The following is a 14,257-nucleotide window of genomic DNA, read 5'->3' on the forward strand; positions in this document are numbered from 1 at the left end:
CAACGCCGCGTGAAATTTTTCTTGTTTGGTGCAATTTATTTCAAGGGGCAAGCGAGGGGCGGGACGTCTCCAGCGCAAAAGACAGCTTTCGGCGCATGACACGGTGTCTCTGCCAGATGCCGTCCCTTCGAAACGATCCCCGGCGCAGAGGCCCTCGGCCCGCCGGCAGGCACTTTCATCGCTACTCTTTTTCAAAATTTGTCCCTACCCGCTTCGCGCCCCATCAGTTCTTCGCAAGGGTGTTAGAGCCCGAACAACGCAAAGCGTCGCGGGGGTCAACGCTGCTGCACAGGCCATTGGTGGGCTTCGGCGCTGCGGTTGCCGCCCCGCGCTTGCGTCAGCCCATCTCCATTGGGTGCATGACGCTCGATCGTGGGTCGGTATCGTGGCCGAAGGGAGCAAGCACCCTCCCATCGGTGTTCGGCGGCACTCGACCAGAACGAGACGCGCCAGAGAGCGAAGGGAGCCGTCAAGTCGCGGTACAGGCGAAGTTTCCGCCTTTGCAGGGTCGCCCGAACCGCCCGCGGATATCTGGGATATTCACAGACCGGGGTGCTGCGCGGTCCACTGGGACCATGGGGAAATCACCCATGCCATTGCGCTGCTTGTGGTGCCTTGCGTCTCGGTGGTTGTCCTGCGCACCCCGGCACCGGGCCGGGCCTGAAGCAGTGTCGGTCCGGGCTGGGGCGGGGGTCCGCCCAGGAGGCATCGGGTGAGCGGGGCAACGGCGTGCGGCCGGGGGAGGGGCCGCGGCCGGACCGCAGCGGGACCGTGGCCCTGCGCGCTCAGCCGATCAGCGACCACAACCCCAGCGTGAGCGCGGGAATGGCGCACACCAGTCCCAGCACGACGATGATCGCCGCGACGAAGGGCGTCAGCTCGCGGAACACCGCCGCGGCCGGGGTCCTGCTGATCTGCGCGGTGATGAACACGAGGATGCCCACGGGCGGCGTCACGCCACCAAGCTGAAGGTTGATGATCATGATGATCCCGACCTGCACCGGATCGAAGCCCGCGGCGGTCAGCAGCGGCAGGAACAGCGGTGCGGCGATCAGGCTGGCCGGGGTCAGATCGAGGAACGTGCCCGCCACGAAGAGCGTCAGCACGACGACGAGAATCAGCGCCGCCGGCCCGAGCGCATAGTCCTGGGTCAATCCGACGAGCTGTTGCGGCATGCCGTCGGCGATCAGGATCCAGGCAAAGGGCACCGAGGCCGCGATCAGGAAGCCGATCAGCGCGCTGTCGACGCAGCATTCGGCAAGCGACCGGCCGAGATGGCGCCAGCTGTATTCGCGGAACACGAACTTGCCCAGCACGAAAGCCCAGACCAGCGCGATCACGCCCGCCTCTGTCGCCGCGGCAATGCCGAAGCGGATGCAGGACAGCACGAAGGCCGAGGCCGCGATGACCGAGCATTTCGAAACCGCGATCTCGGTGCTGATCCGCGCAGGGGTGACGTGACGCGGAGCCAGATTTTGGTGACACAGGGCAATCGCAGTATGGGGGCGCCTAGATCGGAGTGCCTTCGGTCGGCAAGGTTCCGTCGGCGCGATTTCACTTTGTTCAACTTTGTATCGGGCAGGCGCACTGAGGCGCATGCGGCAAATAGCAGAGACGCGCCACTTGGTCGGTAAACCATAATTATTTTTACATATTTTGGCCTTATCCGCGCGATGAACCGCACGTGCGTATCGCCGCGCCGGCACATTTTCCTGGGGGAACGTGTGTTGCGGAGGTTGTTCAGGACTCCAAAGCTGGGTCAGCGCTTCACTCCCTAGACGAGAGATTTCTCTGAGGTGTCGGCAGCGAGAGCGGTGGTGGCGGGGCTGACTGTTCGAACCCGAGACGAAACCGCCTAGCGCGATGATGAGGTAGGTTCTCAGGAACTGATCCAGGGTGCGTTCGCCCGACAAGACAAAATGCATAAGTATGCAAAAATTGCTTGCGCCGCACCCTCGCTCCCGATACCGGTATTGCAAACGTGTGCAACGGACATGGGGCTGTCACAAGGGCTCGGGTCCCTGTTTCGATGGAGTATTGATGCAAGCCAGCGTCTCGACCCGTCCTGGTGCAAGCCTTCCCCGGACCCCATCCTTCCGTCTTGAGGGTCGGCAAGCCCTCGTGACCGGGGCCTCTTCGGGAATCGGGCTGGGCTGTGCGGTCGCCCTGGCGGAGGCAGGCGCCGAGGTTACCTGCGTCGCCCGCCGAGCGGCGCCGCTGGCGGCGGCGCTGTCCGCCCTGCATGCCGAGGGTTGGTACGCCCGCGCGCTATCCTGCGACATCGCGGATCTCGAGGCGCAGGAGACGCTCTTCGACCGTGATTATGACGTGGTGGTGAATGCGGCTGGACTAGCGCGCCACGGTCCCGCGATCGACACTACCCCCGCTGACTTCGATGCTGTGCTAGGGGTCAACCTGCGCGCGGCCTACTTTCTCAGCCAGCGTGCTGCGCGGGGCATGAGCGCGCGGGGCAGGGGGGGCAGCATCGTGCATGTCTCTTCGCAGATGGGTCATGTCGGCGGGCCCGACCGCGCGGTCTATTGCGCCTCCAAGCATGCGCTCGAAGGCATGGTGAAGGCTATGGCGCTGGAGTTCGGCCCGGCGCAGATCAGGATCAACACCCTGTGCCCGACCTTCGTGCGCACGCCGCTGACCGAGGCAACCTTCGCCGATCCCGACCGGCGCCGCTGGTTGATGGAGAAGATCGCCCTCGGCCGGGTTGGAGAGGTGGAGGACGTGATGGGCGCGGTGCTCTACCTTGCCTGCGACGCATCGCGGCTGGTGACGGGAACCGCATTGATGGTCGACGGCGGATGGACCGCGCCATGAGCCTGCCGCTTGTCCTCCTGCCTGGCATGATGTGCGACGCGCGTGTGTTCGCGCCGCAGATCGCCGCGCTCTCGGCGGGCCGGAGCATCCTGTGCGCGGACCTTTATAATGGGGACAGCATGGGCGCGCTGGCGGCGGGTGTCCTGGCCGAGGCGCCGCCGCACTTTGCCCTTGCCGGCCTGTCGATGGGGGGCATCCTTGCGATGGAGATTCTGCGACAGGCCCCAGATCGGGTGTCCCGTCTTGCCCTTCTCGACACCAATCCACTGGCCGAGGCGCCGGAGGTTCGGGACGGGCGCGCCACGCAGATCGCGCGCGCCGAGCGCGGCGAGCTTTCGGCGATGATGGCAGACACCTTCATTCCGCGTTACCTGGCGGCTCCTGACCCGGACATCGAGGCCATTTGCCTGGCCATGGCGGCGGATCTTGGGCCGGATGTGTTTGTCCACCAGAGCTGCGCCCTGCGCGACCGCCCCGACCAATGCGAGACCTTGCGTGGCTATACTGGTCGCGCACTCATCCTCTGCGGCGCCGAAGACCAGCTCTGCCCGGTCACGCGCCACACACTGCTTCACTCCCTGATGCCTCATGCCGCGTACCGTGTGGTCGACGGCGCGGGGCACCTGCCCACACTCGAAAGTCCCATGACCGTCACGGAGGCGCTGTGCCAATGGCTGAGCTGACCCACGTCATCGCGCTGCTGCGCAGCGTCGACACGCCCACTGTCTGCAATGCCATCGAGGTGATCGACGGCAAGCGCGGCTTCGATGCCTTCACCCGAGGCACGCTCTGCGCCAGCGATCCCACCGGGGTGATCGTCGGGCGGGCGCGCACCGCAAGGATCCGTGCTCTGGCGCCGTCCACCGAGGCGCCTGAAACCGTGCGGGCCCGCCGCATGGACTACTATCGCCACATGGCGGACGGTGCGGGACCGCGTCTGGCCGTGGTCGAGGATCTCGACGGCGAGGCGGCCATTGGCGCCTTCTGGGGGGAGCTCAACACCGCCGTGCATCAAGGCTTCGGCCTTGCCGGCGCGCTGACCAATGGCGTGATGCGCGACCTCGGAGATCTTGCGCCCGGCTTTCCTGTGCTCGCCGGGTCGATCGGCCCATCGCATGGTTTTGTGCATGTGACCGATCTCGCCTGTCCAGTGACGGTCTTCGGCATGACCGTGCGCCCGGACGACTGGATCCACGCCGACCGGCACGGCGCGCTGGTTATCCCCGAGACCCATCTTGCCGAGCTGCCGGCGGCCATCGGCAAAATGCAGGCGACCGAAGCGATCGTGCTCGATGCCGCCCGCGCGCCGGGGTTCGATTTCACCAAGTTCGAGGCCGCCTGGGCGGCCTTCGAGAACGCACGCACCTGAAGAGGACACCATGACCCGTCTGCCCATTCCCGAGAGCATCCGTTTCATCAAGACGCCGGCGCGCGACGCCGTGGCCGACAACCGCCCCGTCGAGGAGCTCGTCGCCGAGATCCTCGGCCGCGTGAAGGCCGAGGGCGATGCTGCGGTCCGCGACTACTCGGCACGCTTCGACAAGGTCGAGTTGGAAAGCTTTGAGGTCACCTCCGCGCAACGTGAGGCAGCCTTGGCCAACCTCGATCCGCAGACCCGCGCCGACACCGAGTTCGCCATCGCCAATGTGCAGGCCTTCGCCGAGGCACAACTCGCGTCGCTGTCCGAGGTCGAGGTCGAGGTGCGCCCTGGGGTCCATCTCGGGCATCGCAACATCCCGCTCGAACGTGTGGGCTGCTACGTTCCCGGGGGGCGCTACCCGCTGCTCTCGGCGCCGATCATGACCATCGTGCCCGCCAAGGTCGCCGGCTGCGAAGAGGTCATCGCCTGCCTGCCGCCCAACGCGCACGAGGCGATGATCGCCGGCTGCCACCTGTCGGGCGCGGACCGCATCTTCCGCATCGGCGGCGCGCAGGCCATCGCGGCCATGGCGCTCGGCACCGAGACGGTCCCGGCTGTCGACAAGATCGTCGGACCGGGCAATGCGTTCGTCAACGAGGCGAAGCGCCAGGTCTTTGGCCCCGTGGGCATCGACCAGCTGGCTGGCCCGTCGGAGATCTTCATCCTCGCGGATCATACCGGTGACGCCGAAATGCTCGCGACCGATCTGCTGGCGCAGGCCGAGCATGATACCCGCACCCGAGTCGGGCTGATCACCACCGATGCGGCGCTGGCCGAGGCGGTGCTGAAAGAGGTGGACGCCCAGCTCGCCACGCTGTCGACGGCCGAGACCGCGGGGCAGGCTTGGCGCGACTACGGCGAGATCGCGCTTTGCCCGGACGAGGCGACGATGATCGCCTATTCCGACATCGTGGCTGCCGAGCACCTTCAGGTGCACACCGAGGACGCGCACGGCCTTTCGAAACGGCTGCGTCACTACGGCTCGCTGTTCATCGGTACCAATTCCTCGGTGGTCTACAGCGACAAGTGCTCGGGCACCAACCACACCCTGCCGACGATGGGTGCAGGCCGCTACACCGGCGGGCTCTGGGTCGGCACCTATATCAAGACCGTGACGCACCAGTGGCTGACCGAGGAGGGCGTGAGGCAGGTGGCGCCGCCCGCCGCACGCCAAGCGGCTTCGGAAACGCTGGAGGGCCATCGCCGCGCGGCGCAGCTGCGACTCGACCGGATGAAAGTCGAGGCCTGATCGGCCCAACCAGCCAGTAAAACACCTTTGATCGGGGCCCTTGCGGGCCCCGATGCGGTTTCAGACGGCTGCTCCCGGGCACGTGATCGGCGGACACAGCATGTTCGGACCCGCCTGCTCGTAGGCATGACCGATCCGGCACAGCGTCGCCTCGTCGCCATGGCGCCCGATCAGCTGAAGTCCGAGTGGCAGACCGGCGTCGGACAGTGCGCAGGGCACCGAAAGTGCCGGGTGACCGGACATGTTGAACGGCAACGTGCGCATCGCCGTCCAGACCGGCCCGTCCTCGAAATCGGCGAACCTCGGGGCAGACCCCAGCGTCGTCGGCGCCAGCAGCGCCGCATAGGTGCCAAGCAGCTCGGTCACCTGCGCACCGAACCGAGCCGCTGCCCGCCGGGCCGCCGCGACATGCGCCTCAGACAAAATCGCTCCCGTGACGAGGTTGCGCCGCGCGTCGACTCCATAACGCGGCCAATGGTCCGCGAGGGCGGCGCGGTGCACCTCCCAGGCCTCGGCCTGCAGGATCACGCTGCCGGCCTCTTCAAGGGGTTGGTAGTCGGGCAGGTCGATGAGCTCGATCCTCGCACCGAGCATCGACAGCGTTGCGGCGGCATCATCCATGGCCCGCAGGAGCGCTGGATCGCAGGCCGGGTCGGCGACAAACCAGTCCCGCGCATAGCCGATCCTCAGCCCTTCGATGTCCTGGCCGAGGGCGCGCGCCGCCTTGCTGTCCGGCACCAGCGCCTCCATCACCAGAGCCGCGTCCTCGACGCAGGCGGCCAAGGGGCCGATCACGTCCAGCGCGGGCGAAAGCGGGAAACACCCAGCATCCGGCACGCTGCTGAGCGTTGGTTTCAGCCCGACGATGCCGCAATAGGCTGCCGGGGCCCGGATGCTGCCGCCAGTGTCGGTGCCGAGCGCGACACGCAGCAAGCCGCCCGCGACCGCCGCGGCCGATCCGGAGGACGAGCCGCCGGTGATATGGGCCGTGTTCCAGGGGTTGCGCGCGGGCGGGTTCGGCTGGTCCCAGGCGGGGCCCGTGAGGGCGTATTCATAGGTGGCGAGCTTAGCGAGCGGCGTCATACCCGCGCGGCGCAGGCGGGCAACGGCGGCGGCGTCTCTTTGGGCCAGCTTGTCTTGCGCATACGATCCGCAGCGGGTGGGAGCCTGCGCCACGTCTAGGATGTCCTTCACCCCGAGCGCCAGTCCCGCCAGGGTTGGGCGGTCTTCAAGCGGAGTATCATCCCAGCGTTGCGCCTCATCCATTGCCCGGGCATCGAGGTGGACCACGGCGTGAAGCTTGGGGTCGCGTCTGGAGATCCTGTCGAGCACCGTCTGCATAAGCTCCTTCGCGGAGGTCTCGCGCCTGGTCAAGGCCGCCGCCTGTGCGCGCAGGGGCAGGTCGATCAGCTCAGACATCGGTCTGCTCCAGCAGTCGATTCGCCGCCCTTAGCAGGCGGACCGCGGAGGGAAGCGCCGCAGCGAGATCGGATTCGGGCAGGTCGATCCCCTGTTTGCGCAGGGTCTCGCGGAAAGTCTCAGGGGTTGGTTCGGCCGGCGTCATCCCGCATCTCCATGTCTGGTTTCTCCCTGTTTGCATAAGTATTCAATCTTGTCGGGGCAAGAGCGCCCGCGTGCCCGGGGGCCAGCAAGGGCGCGCGGTCCTAGAATTTTGCATAAGTATTCACTTTGCCATTGAACGCGGCGTCAAACTGGGCCACTTTCTGTTGAATACCTATGCAAGCGCGGCTCTGACGCCGCACCACAGACTTCAGGATTGGATCGATGGCAACTCAGGATGACACCGCAACCATGCCCAAGACGGCGAAACCCGCGGCAAAACGCGACGACGCGCCCCATGATGGCAAGGTGATGAACATCGAGCGCGCCGATTTTACCGATCTGGTGCCCGAGGGGCGCGCGCCAGTACAGGGCATGGACGGGTTCGACCCATGCTACTCGGACATCGTCGATTACATCGTGCGCTGCACCCACAAGATTTGGGACGAGCGCGACGTCGGGCTGATCTACACCCATTACACCCACAACATCGTGCTCTACCTGCCCACCGGCACCATCTACAACCGCGAGGACGTGGTGCGCGACACCATCCAGCGGCTGGTGAGCCTGCCCGAGCGGCGCGGCATGGCGACTCATGTGGTCTGGAACGGCAACGACAAGGATGGCTTCTATACCTCGCATCTGGTGACCGGCTCGGGGCGCTATTCGCAGAACGGACACTACGGGCCGGCCAACGGTCGCCCCTTCGTGAGCCGCACGGTGGCCGACTGCATGATCCACCGGAACAAGATCTATCGCGAATGGGTCGTTTCCGACCAGATGGCCATCGTGAAACAGCTCGGCCTCGACGAGCAGGCCTATGCCGAGAAGCTTGCCGCCGCGAAGTTCGCACAGGGACTGAAGCAACTCGACATCGGCGAGACCGGCTTGCTCATGGGCCAGTACCCCCCCTGCCGAGCATGCTGATCTTTCCATCGCGAACAACGATCTGGAGCGCCACACGCTGAGCTGGCTGCACGAGGTGTTCAACAAGAAGATGTTCGGCAAGATCCGCGAGGTCTACGCACCGACGGTCATGTATCATGGCCCGTTGATGAAGGAACTCTACGGCACCACCTCGGTCAGCCACCAAGCCATCGGTCTGGTCGGGGCGTTCCCCGACGCCGCCTTCGCGCCGCAGCACATCTGCTCCACGCCCTGCAACGAGGGCGGCACCAAGGTCGCGGTGCGCTGGGTGATGGAAGGGCACCACCTCGGCTTCGGCGGTCTCGACAGCCTCGGCGATCCGACCGGCAAGCGGGTTCAGGTGATGGGCATGAGCCACTACCACTACAAGGACGGCAAGATCGTCGACGAATGGACCGTTTTCGACGAGCTGTCGCTGCTGGTGCAGATCAAACTTGCGCAGATGGCCGACGCTCCCTCGGCTTCGGATGCGCTGGACAAGTGATGCAGGGGCGGGGATCACCCGCCCATGGCCAGCCCGACCGGCGGAGCACACGCCGGCGGGCCCCAACATGGAGGAATTCCTATGAAACGACTGACCACCACGGCGTTGGCCTTCTTGATGGGAGCGGGCGTGGCGCACGCCGGCTGCGGCATCGAGAGTGGAACCGTCCGCATTCTGGCCAATGATTTCGACTCGCTCGGGATCGTCCTGGACGAGGCGAAGACCTGTGCGGGCGAGGGCGTAAAGGTCGAGGTGAACATGACCACCGAGCACAAGGCGCTCCAGGTGCCGGCGCTTACAGTGAGCCCGGCGCAATACAGCGTCGCGCTGGTCTCGAACAATTCGATCGTCCCGCTTCTCAACAAGAACCTGATCCGTCCTCTCGACGAGCTTGTTGCAAAATACGGCGAAAGCCTGCAGCCGAACCAGCTGATCAAAATCGACGGAAAAACCATGGCGGTCGCCTTCATGGGCAACGGCCAGCATCTGTTCATCCGCGACGACGTGCTGGAAGAGGCCGGTCTCGAACAGCCGACCAGCTGGGAAGGCATCCTCGAGGCGGCAAAGGTGATCCGCGAGAAGGGGATCATGCAGTACCCTCTCGCAGCTTCAGACCAGGCCGGCTGGTACCTCGCGGCGGAGTTCGTGAACATGTATCTCGGCATGGGCGGCGAGTTCTTCGAGCCCGGCAGCGCCGAGCCGGCGATCAGCGGCGAGGCTGGCATTAAGACGCTGGAGATGATGAAGGCGCTGACAGAATACATGCAGCCCGAGTACATGACCGTCACCTCGGACGAGATGAAGGCGATGTATCTGTCGGGCGAAGTCGCGATCATGAACCAGTGGGGATCGATGGTGAACGGGCACATCGACCCCGACGGCCCGGCGCCCGAGATCGGTGCAGCGACCATCCTTGCGCCCGCCCCGACGGTGGGCGGTGGCTCGATCCCGGCGGCGGCGCTGTGGTGGGACGGCTTCACGATCGCCAAGAACATCAGTGACGCCGACGCAGAGGCATCCTTCATAGCGATGATCCACGGCATTCGGCCGGAGATCGCGCAGGAGAACCCGTCGGCGGCCACTTGGCTGATGAAAGATTTTGATGCCCCCGAAACCGCAAGGGGTGTGCTGGGGAATGCCGCCGCCGGCGCCAAGGGCTATCCGACATCGCCTTACATGGGGCTGCTGCACACGGCCCTTGGGGCCGAGCTGGTGGATTTCATGCAGGGCAAGGAAGGCGCCGAGCAGGCTCTGGCTGATGTCGAGGCTGCCTATCGCACCGCCGCTAAGGAAGCCGGCTTCCTCAACTGACACTAGACCAGACTCCCGGCCAAGGGGCCGGGGGTCATCCAAGAAGGAGACGGCCATGCGCCACCGCGATTTTGCCGCCTTCATTCTCCCCTCGGCCCTGGCCATGATCCTGTTCATCGCGCTCCCGATCGTTTCGGTCGCGGTTCAGTCGCTCTTTGTCGAGCACGAGCAGGTGCTGATCTCGGTTGAGAACTGCGGCCCCTTTGGCTGCCTGACGGAGACGAAGGTCGATGCCGATGCCACCGCCGCGCTCAAGGCGGCGGAACCGCTTGGACGTTTCAACGGGTTCGGCACCTATCTCAACCGTGCGCACCTCGCGGTGACCGAGTTGAGCGAGATCCTATCCGACAATGATGGGCTCGGGGATGTGGTGAGCCGGATCTACAATCTGCCTTTCTACAAAGCGCTGAGCTTCACGCTGGTCTACACCTTCCTGGTGACGCCGCTGTCGATGATCTTGGGATTCGCGGTGGCACTGGGGGTCAACACCATCCCGCGCTTCTTCAGGGGGCCGGTGATCTTCCTGTCGCTGTTGCCCTATATCGTCACGCCGCTGCTCGGCTCGCTGATCCTCTTTTGGATGATCAATTCCGATGGGGTCATCGGCGCCTCGCTGCAATGGCTGTTCGACGATCCCGAGCTGAGCCTCAAGGCGAGCCCGGCGCTGACCTGGGTGACCCTGATCGTCTACGGGACCTGGCACATGATCCCCTTTGCCTTCGTGGTTTTCTACGCTGGGCTGCAGACGCTGCCGAAGGACACCCTGGAAAGCGCTATGATCGATGGCGCCAATCGCTGGGAGCGCATCCGTTACGTGGTCATGCCGCACCTGACGCCGCTGGCGACCTTCGTCGGGCTGGTGCTGCTGATGGACAACTTCCGTGTGTTCGAGCCGATCATCGGCTTCTCCTCGGAGGCAAACGCGACGTCGCTCTCGTGGTCGATCTACAATGATCTGAGCGGGCAGAGCGACCAACTCTTCGGCTCTGCCGCGGCGACCTCGATCCTGACCATGGTTGGCGTAATCGTTCTTCTGATGCCGGTGCTCATCCGCACCTGGCGCGACTTCAACCGGAAGGCCCGCTGATGACCACAAAGATCGGCTATTCCCGCCCGCTCGCGATCACCACGACGCTGATCCTCCTCGCCTGGCTCGTCCTTGCCGCCTTTCCGTTCTTCTGGACGGTCTGGGGCTCGTTCAAGGTGCAGGCTGACTTCTTTTCGCGCGAGTCCTTCTGGAACGCCATCTCCGGCCCGGCGACGCAGAGACAGACCGGCGGTGCCTACACCTTGGGCGGTTATGAGGGCGCATGGATTGAGCGCGAGTTCTATCATTCGGTCTGGAACACGGTGATCGTCACGATCTGCGTGACCTCGATCTCGCTGCTCTTCGGCACGCTCGGCGGATACGCACTATCGCGCTCGACGCGCAACTACACCTTCTGGATCCTGATTGCGGCGCTGATATTCCGCGCCATGCCGCATATCACGCTGGTCTCGGGCTACCTGCTGCCCTTCTTCGAGCTCAACATCTGGGGCTATCTTCCGACGGCGATCATCGTACTGGTGGCGATCAACCAGCCTTTTACCATCTGGATGCTGCACAGCTTCTTCAAGTCGATCCCCAAGGACCTCGATGAGAGCGCCATGGTCGATGGATGCACCCGCTTCCAGGCGTTCCGCCTGGCGATCATGCCGGTCATGTGGCCGGGTGTGATCACCACCGGCCTGTTCAGCTTCCTGCTGGCCTACAACGACTTCGCGGTGACCGGCATGCTGCTCAACCAGGACAACCAGACAATGATCCCCAAGATCAACTCCTTCCTCGGGACGGTGCAGACCGAGGGCACGATCATGTACGCGGTTGCCGCAACTGTTTCGGCCACCGTTCCTCTCTTCATCCTCGTGATGTTCTTCCAACGCCAGATCGTCAGCGGTCTCACCGCCGGCGCCGTCAAGGGGTAACTCATGGCCGACATCCTTCTGAAAAACGTCACCAAGCGGTGGGGCAGCGTGGTCGGGGTCGACAAGTTCGACCTGCACATCGCCGACCAGGAGTTCCTCGTCCTGCTCGGGCCATCGGGCTGCGGCAAATCCACGACCATGCGGATGATCGCCGGGCTCGAGGACATCAGCGGTGGCGAGATTGTCATCGGTGGCCGTGTGGTCAACGATCTCGAGCCGAAGGACCGTGACATCTCGATGGTGTTCCAGTCTTACGGGCTCTATCCGAACCTCACGGTCTACGAGAACATCCGCTTCCCGCTGAAGGTCCGCAAGGTGCCGAAGGCCGAGCATCACGAGCGCGTCATGAAGGCTGCCGAAATGGTCGACCTGACCGAGCTGCTGGACCGGCGTCCCGCCGAACTGTCGGGCGGGCAGCGGCAGCGCGTGGCGCTGGGGCGCGCCATCGTGCGCGAACCCACGGTGTTCCTGATGGACGAGCCGCTCTCGAACCTTGATGCCAAGCTGCGGGTCAGCACCCGCGCCGAAATCAAGAACCTGCAGCACAGGTTGAAGACAACCACCATCTACGTCACCCATGACCAGATCGAGGCGATGACCCTCGCCGACAGGGTGGTGGTTATGAACCGTGGCGTCGTGCAGCAGGTCGCCACCCCGACCGAAATCTACGACAACCCGGCCAATACGTTCGTCGCCAGCTTCATCGGCTCGCCCGCGATGAACCTCGTGGAGGGCACGATCTCGAACGGTGTCTTCGAGGCCGAGAACATCCGGCTCGCGGGGCTGCCGACCGGGCCGTCGGGCCGGGTGATCCTTGGGTTCCGCGCCGAGGATGTGACCCTCGTCCCGCAGAACGGCGACATCACCGCGCCGCTCTACGCGCTTGAGCTTCTGGGCGAGGCGTCGATGGCCGCGGTGCGGGTCGGCAAGGACCTGGTGAACCTCAAGGCGGCCAAGGATTTCCGGGCCTCGATCGGCGAGGTCGTCGCCGCGAAGATTCCGGCGGAAACCTGTCATCTGTTCGATATCGAGACCGGGCAGAGCCTTACGCGGCGGCTCTGAGGTTGCAGGGGTGACAGCGCCCCGGGCCGCGGGTAGACGGATCAATGCGCAGCGAGAGGAACGGCATGTGACTGGAAAGAATGTGACTTCGGTGGATGTCGCCCGCAGGGCCGGTGTCAGCCAGTCCGCCGTGTCCCGGTTCTACACCCCCGGAGCGTCGGTCTCGAAGAAGATGGCCGAGAAGATCCGGGTCGCCGCCGAAGAGCTGGGCTATCGGCCCAACGTGCTGGCGCGGGCGATGATCACCGGCAAGAGCCGGATCATTGGTCTGGTGGTCTATCACTTCGAGAGCCAGTTCTACCCCGAGGCCGTCGAGAAGCTGTCGATCGCGCTGCAAGAGAACGGCTACCACGTGCTGCTGTTCATGGCGTCGAAGACCGTCGGTGATGTCGGACCGGTCGTTCAGACGATCATGGACTACCGCGTCGACGGGGTGATCATGGTTTCGGTCTCGCTGTCCTCGACTCTTGCCGAGCGACTGCGCGAGCGTGACATCCCGGTCATGCTGTTCAACCGCGACCAGCCGGGCGATCAGCTCCGCGCGGTCACCTCGGACAATATCGCTGGTGGCCGGGTCGCGGCCGAGATGCTGCTCCGTGGCAATCCCAGGCGCATCGCGCATCTCGCCGGTTTCGAAGGCTCGTCGACCCAGCAGCAGCGCGAGGAAGGGTTTCTTGCGGCGCTGTCCGAGGCAGGGCACAGTCTGCATTCCCGCGCGGTAGGCAACTACCACTATGCGGATGCTGCGGATGCGACGCGCGAGCTCTTCGACGTTCCCGAGCCGCCCGACGCGCTTTTTGTCGCCGATGATCACATGGCGTTCGCCGCGCTCGACGTGATCCGTATCGAGCTCGGCCTGCGCGTGCCCGAAGACGTCGCGGTCGTCGGCTTCGACGACTCGCAGCAGGCCGCCTGGCCCTCGTTCAACCTGTCGACCGTACGCCAGCGGCTGAACTCGATGGTCTCGACGGCCGTCGACGAGTTGATCGCCGCAATCGAAGGCGACGATGCTCCGATCCGAAAGCTGCGGATTGAGCCGCTCCCGGTCTACCGAGGCACCACGCGAACCTGATCCTGCGGCGGGGCCCTGCGTGCATCGAGCGAGCAGTCGGGAAAAAAATTTCGCACCGTCATGCACACGATTGCAAAATGGACTTGTGCAGTCAGTAAACACTTGTTAGGCGTTGTTGCAATCGAGTGCATTTTACCTTGACGATGGCGCAATCACCCTTGTTGCGCCCCCGCGCGAGGCGCTCAGGGCATCCCCCACGGTACCGCGATGCCCGTCATCAATATCCCGTGGCTCTCCACCTGCGCGCCGCGGATCTACCTCGACCACGGCGGCCGACCCCGCCACGACAAAGGACCCGTTCATGACCATCGAATACCTCAAGCGCGGAAAATCCGATGATGACCGCCGGCAGGACGACGCCAAGACCCGGGCGATCGT

Annotated in this window: 15 protein-coding genes; 12 read left to right on the forward strand and 3 right to left on the reverse strand. The window is 64.7% G+C overall.

Features of this window, described 5'->3' with window-relative positions; genetic code table 11:
• Positions 1-785: 785 nt before the first annotated feature.
• Positions 786-1,376: a TRAP transporter large permease subunit gene (locus G0D83_RS09595; protein ID WP_370457216.1), complete on the reverse strand. Its 591-nt coding sequence runs from the start codon at positions 1,374-1,376 to the stop codon at positions 786-788.
• Here G0D83_RS09595 and G0D83_RS32730 point away from each other — a divergent pair.
• From G0D83_RS32730 to hisD, 5 genes are all read left to right on the forward strand, one after another.
• Complete coding sequence (locus G0D83_RS32730; RefSeq protein WP_370457217.1) at positions 1,306-1,461, forward strand: hypothetical protein; 156 nt, start codon at positions 1,306-1,308, stop codon at positions 1,459-1,461. The two genes, G0D83_RS09595 and G0D83_RS32730, sit on opposite strands and share 71 nt — an antisense overlap.
• A gap of 579 nt (positions 1,462-2,040) precedes the next feature.
• Entirely contained in the window at positions 2,041-2,829 is a 789-nt protein-coding gene (locus G0D83_RS09600) for an SDR family NAD(P)-dependent oxidoreductase (RefSeq protein ID WP_164192646.1), read from the forward strand.
• On the forward strand, positions 2,826-3,512 hold the full coding sequence (locus tag G0D83_RS09605; RefSeq protein WP_164192649.1) for an alpha/beta fold hydrolase: 687 nt from the start codon (positions 2,826-2,828) through the stop codon (positions 3,510-3,512). Before G0D83_RS09600 ends, G0D83_RS09605 begins: the two co-directional genes overlap by 4 nt.
• Positions 3,500-4,198 carry an RraA family protein gene (locus G0D83_RS09610; protein WP_164192653.1) on the forward strand — a complete coding sequence of 233 codons (699 nt, stop codon included), beginning with the start codon at positions 3,500-3,502 and terminating at the stop codon, positions 4,196-4,198. The genes G0D83_RS09605 and G0D83_RS09610 overlap by 13 nt, the downstream gene beginning before the upstream one ends.
• A 10-nt stretch (positions 4,199-4,208) precedes the next feature.
• A complete protein-coding gene (gene hisD / locus G0D83_RS09615; protein WP_164192657.1) occupies positions 4,209-5,498 on the forward strand; it encodes a histidinol dehydrogenase in 1,290 nt (429 codons plus the stop codon).
• A 60-nt stretch (positions 5,499-5,558) separates the two neighbouring features.
• Here hisD and G0D83_RS09620 read toward each other — a convergent pair whose 3' ends face one another.
• Complete coding sequence (locus tag G0D83_RS09620; RefSeq protein WP_164192660.1) at positions 5,559-6,917, reverse strand: amidase; 1,359 nt, start codon at positions 6,915-6,917, stop codon at positions 5,559-5,561.
• Complete coding sequence (locus G0D83_RS09625; protein WP_164192663.1) at positions 6,910-7,062, reverse strand: hypothetical protein; 153 nt, start codon at positions 7,060-7,062, stop codon at positions 6,910-6,912. The genes G0D83_RS09620 and G0D83_RS09625 overlap by 8 nt, the downstream gene beginning before the upstream one ends.
• A gap of 221 nt (positions 7,063-7,283) precedes the next feature.
• Here G0D83_RS09625 and G0D83_RS31865 point away from each other — a divergent pair, with 221 nt between their 5' ends.
• The 7 genes from G0D83_RS31865 (at position 7,284) to G0D83_RS09655 (ending at position 13,879) form a co-directional block, all read left to right on the forward strand.
• Positions 7,284-7,985 carry a hypothetical protein gene (locus tag G0D83_RS31865; RefSeq protein WP_203595574.1) on the forward strand — a complete coding sequence of 234 codons (702 nt, stop codon included), beginning with the start codon at positions 7,284-7,286 and terminating at the stop codon, positions 7,983-7,985.
• A gap of 55 nt (positions 7,986-8,040) precedes the next feature.
• Positions 8,041-8,469, forward strand: coding sequence for an ester cyclase (locus G0D83_RS31870; RefSeq protein WP_203595575.1), 429 nt, complete (start codon positions 8,041-8,043; stop codon positions 8,467-8,469).
• An 81-nt stretch (positions 8,470-8,550) separates the two neighbouring features.
• Positions 8,551-9,780, forward strand: coding sequence for an ABC transporter substrate-binding protein (locus tag G0D83_RS09635; RefSeq protein WP_164192667.1), 1,230 nt, complete (start codon positions 8,551-8,553; stop codon positions 9,778-9,780).
• Between the two features lie 55 nt (positions 9,781-9,835).
• Entirely contained in the window at positions 9,836-10,867 is a 1,032-nt protein-coding gene (locus G0D83_RS09640) for a carbohydrate ABC transporter permease (RefSeq protein WP_164192670.1), read from the forward strand.
• Positions 10,867-11,745: a carbohydrate ABC transporter permease gene (locus G0D83_RS09645; protein ID WP_164192673.1), complete on the forward strand. Its 879-nt coding sequence runs from the start codon at positions 10,867-10,869 to the stop codon at positions 11,743-11,745. Before G0D83_RS09640 ends, G0D83_RS09645 begins: the two co-directional genes overlap by 1 nt.
• Before the next feature lie 3 nt (positions 11,746-11,748).
• Positions 11,749-12,807, forward strand: coding sequence for an ABC transporter ATP-binding protein (locus tag G0D83_RS09650; RefSeq protein WP_164192676.1), 1,059 nt, complete (start codon positions 11,749-11,751; stop codon positions 12,805-12,807).
• A 67-nt stretch (positions 12,808-12,874) separates the two neighbouring features.
• The gene (locus G0D83_RS09655; RefSeq protein ID WP_164192679.1) at positions 12,875-13,879 is read left to right on the forward strand and encodes a LacI family DNA-binding transcriptional regulator; all 1,005 of its coding nucleotides are present in this window, start codon (positions 12,875-12,877) and stop codon (positions 13,877-13,879) included.
• Positions 13,880-14,257: the final 378 nt, after the last annotated feature.

Source organism: Salipiger sp. PrR003 (assembly GCF_010500785.1).
GTDB classification, from domain to species: domain Bacteria; phylum Pseudomonadota; class Alphaproteobacteria; order Rhodobacterales; family Rhodobacteraceae; genus Salipiger; species Salipiger pacificus_A.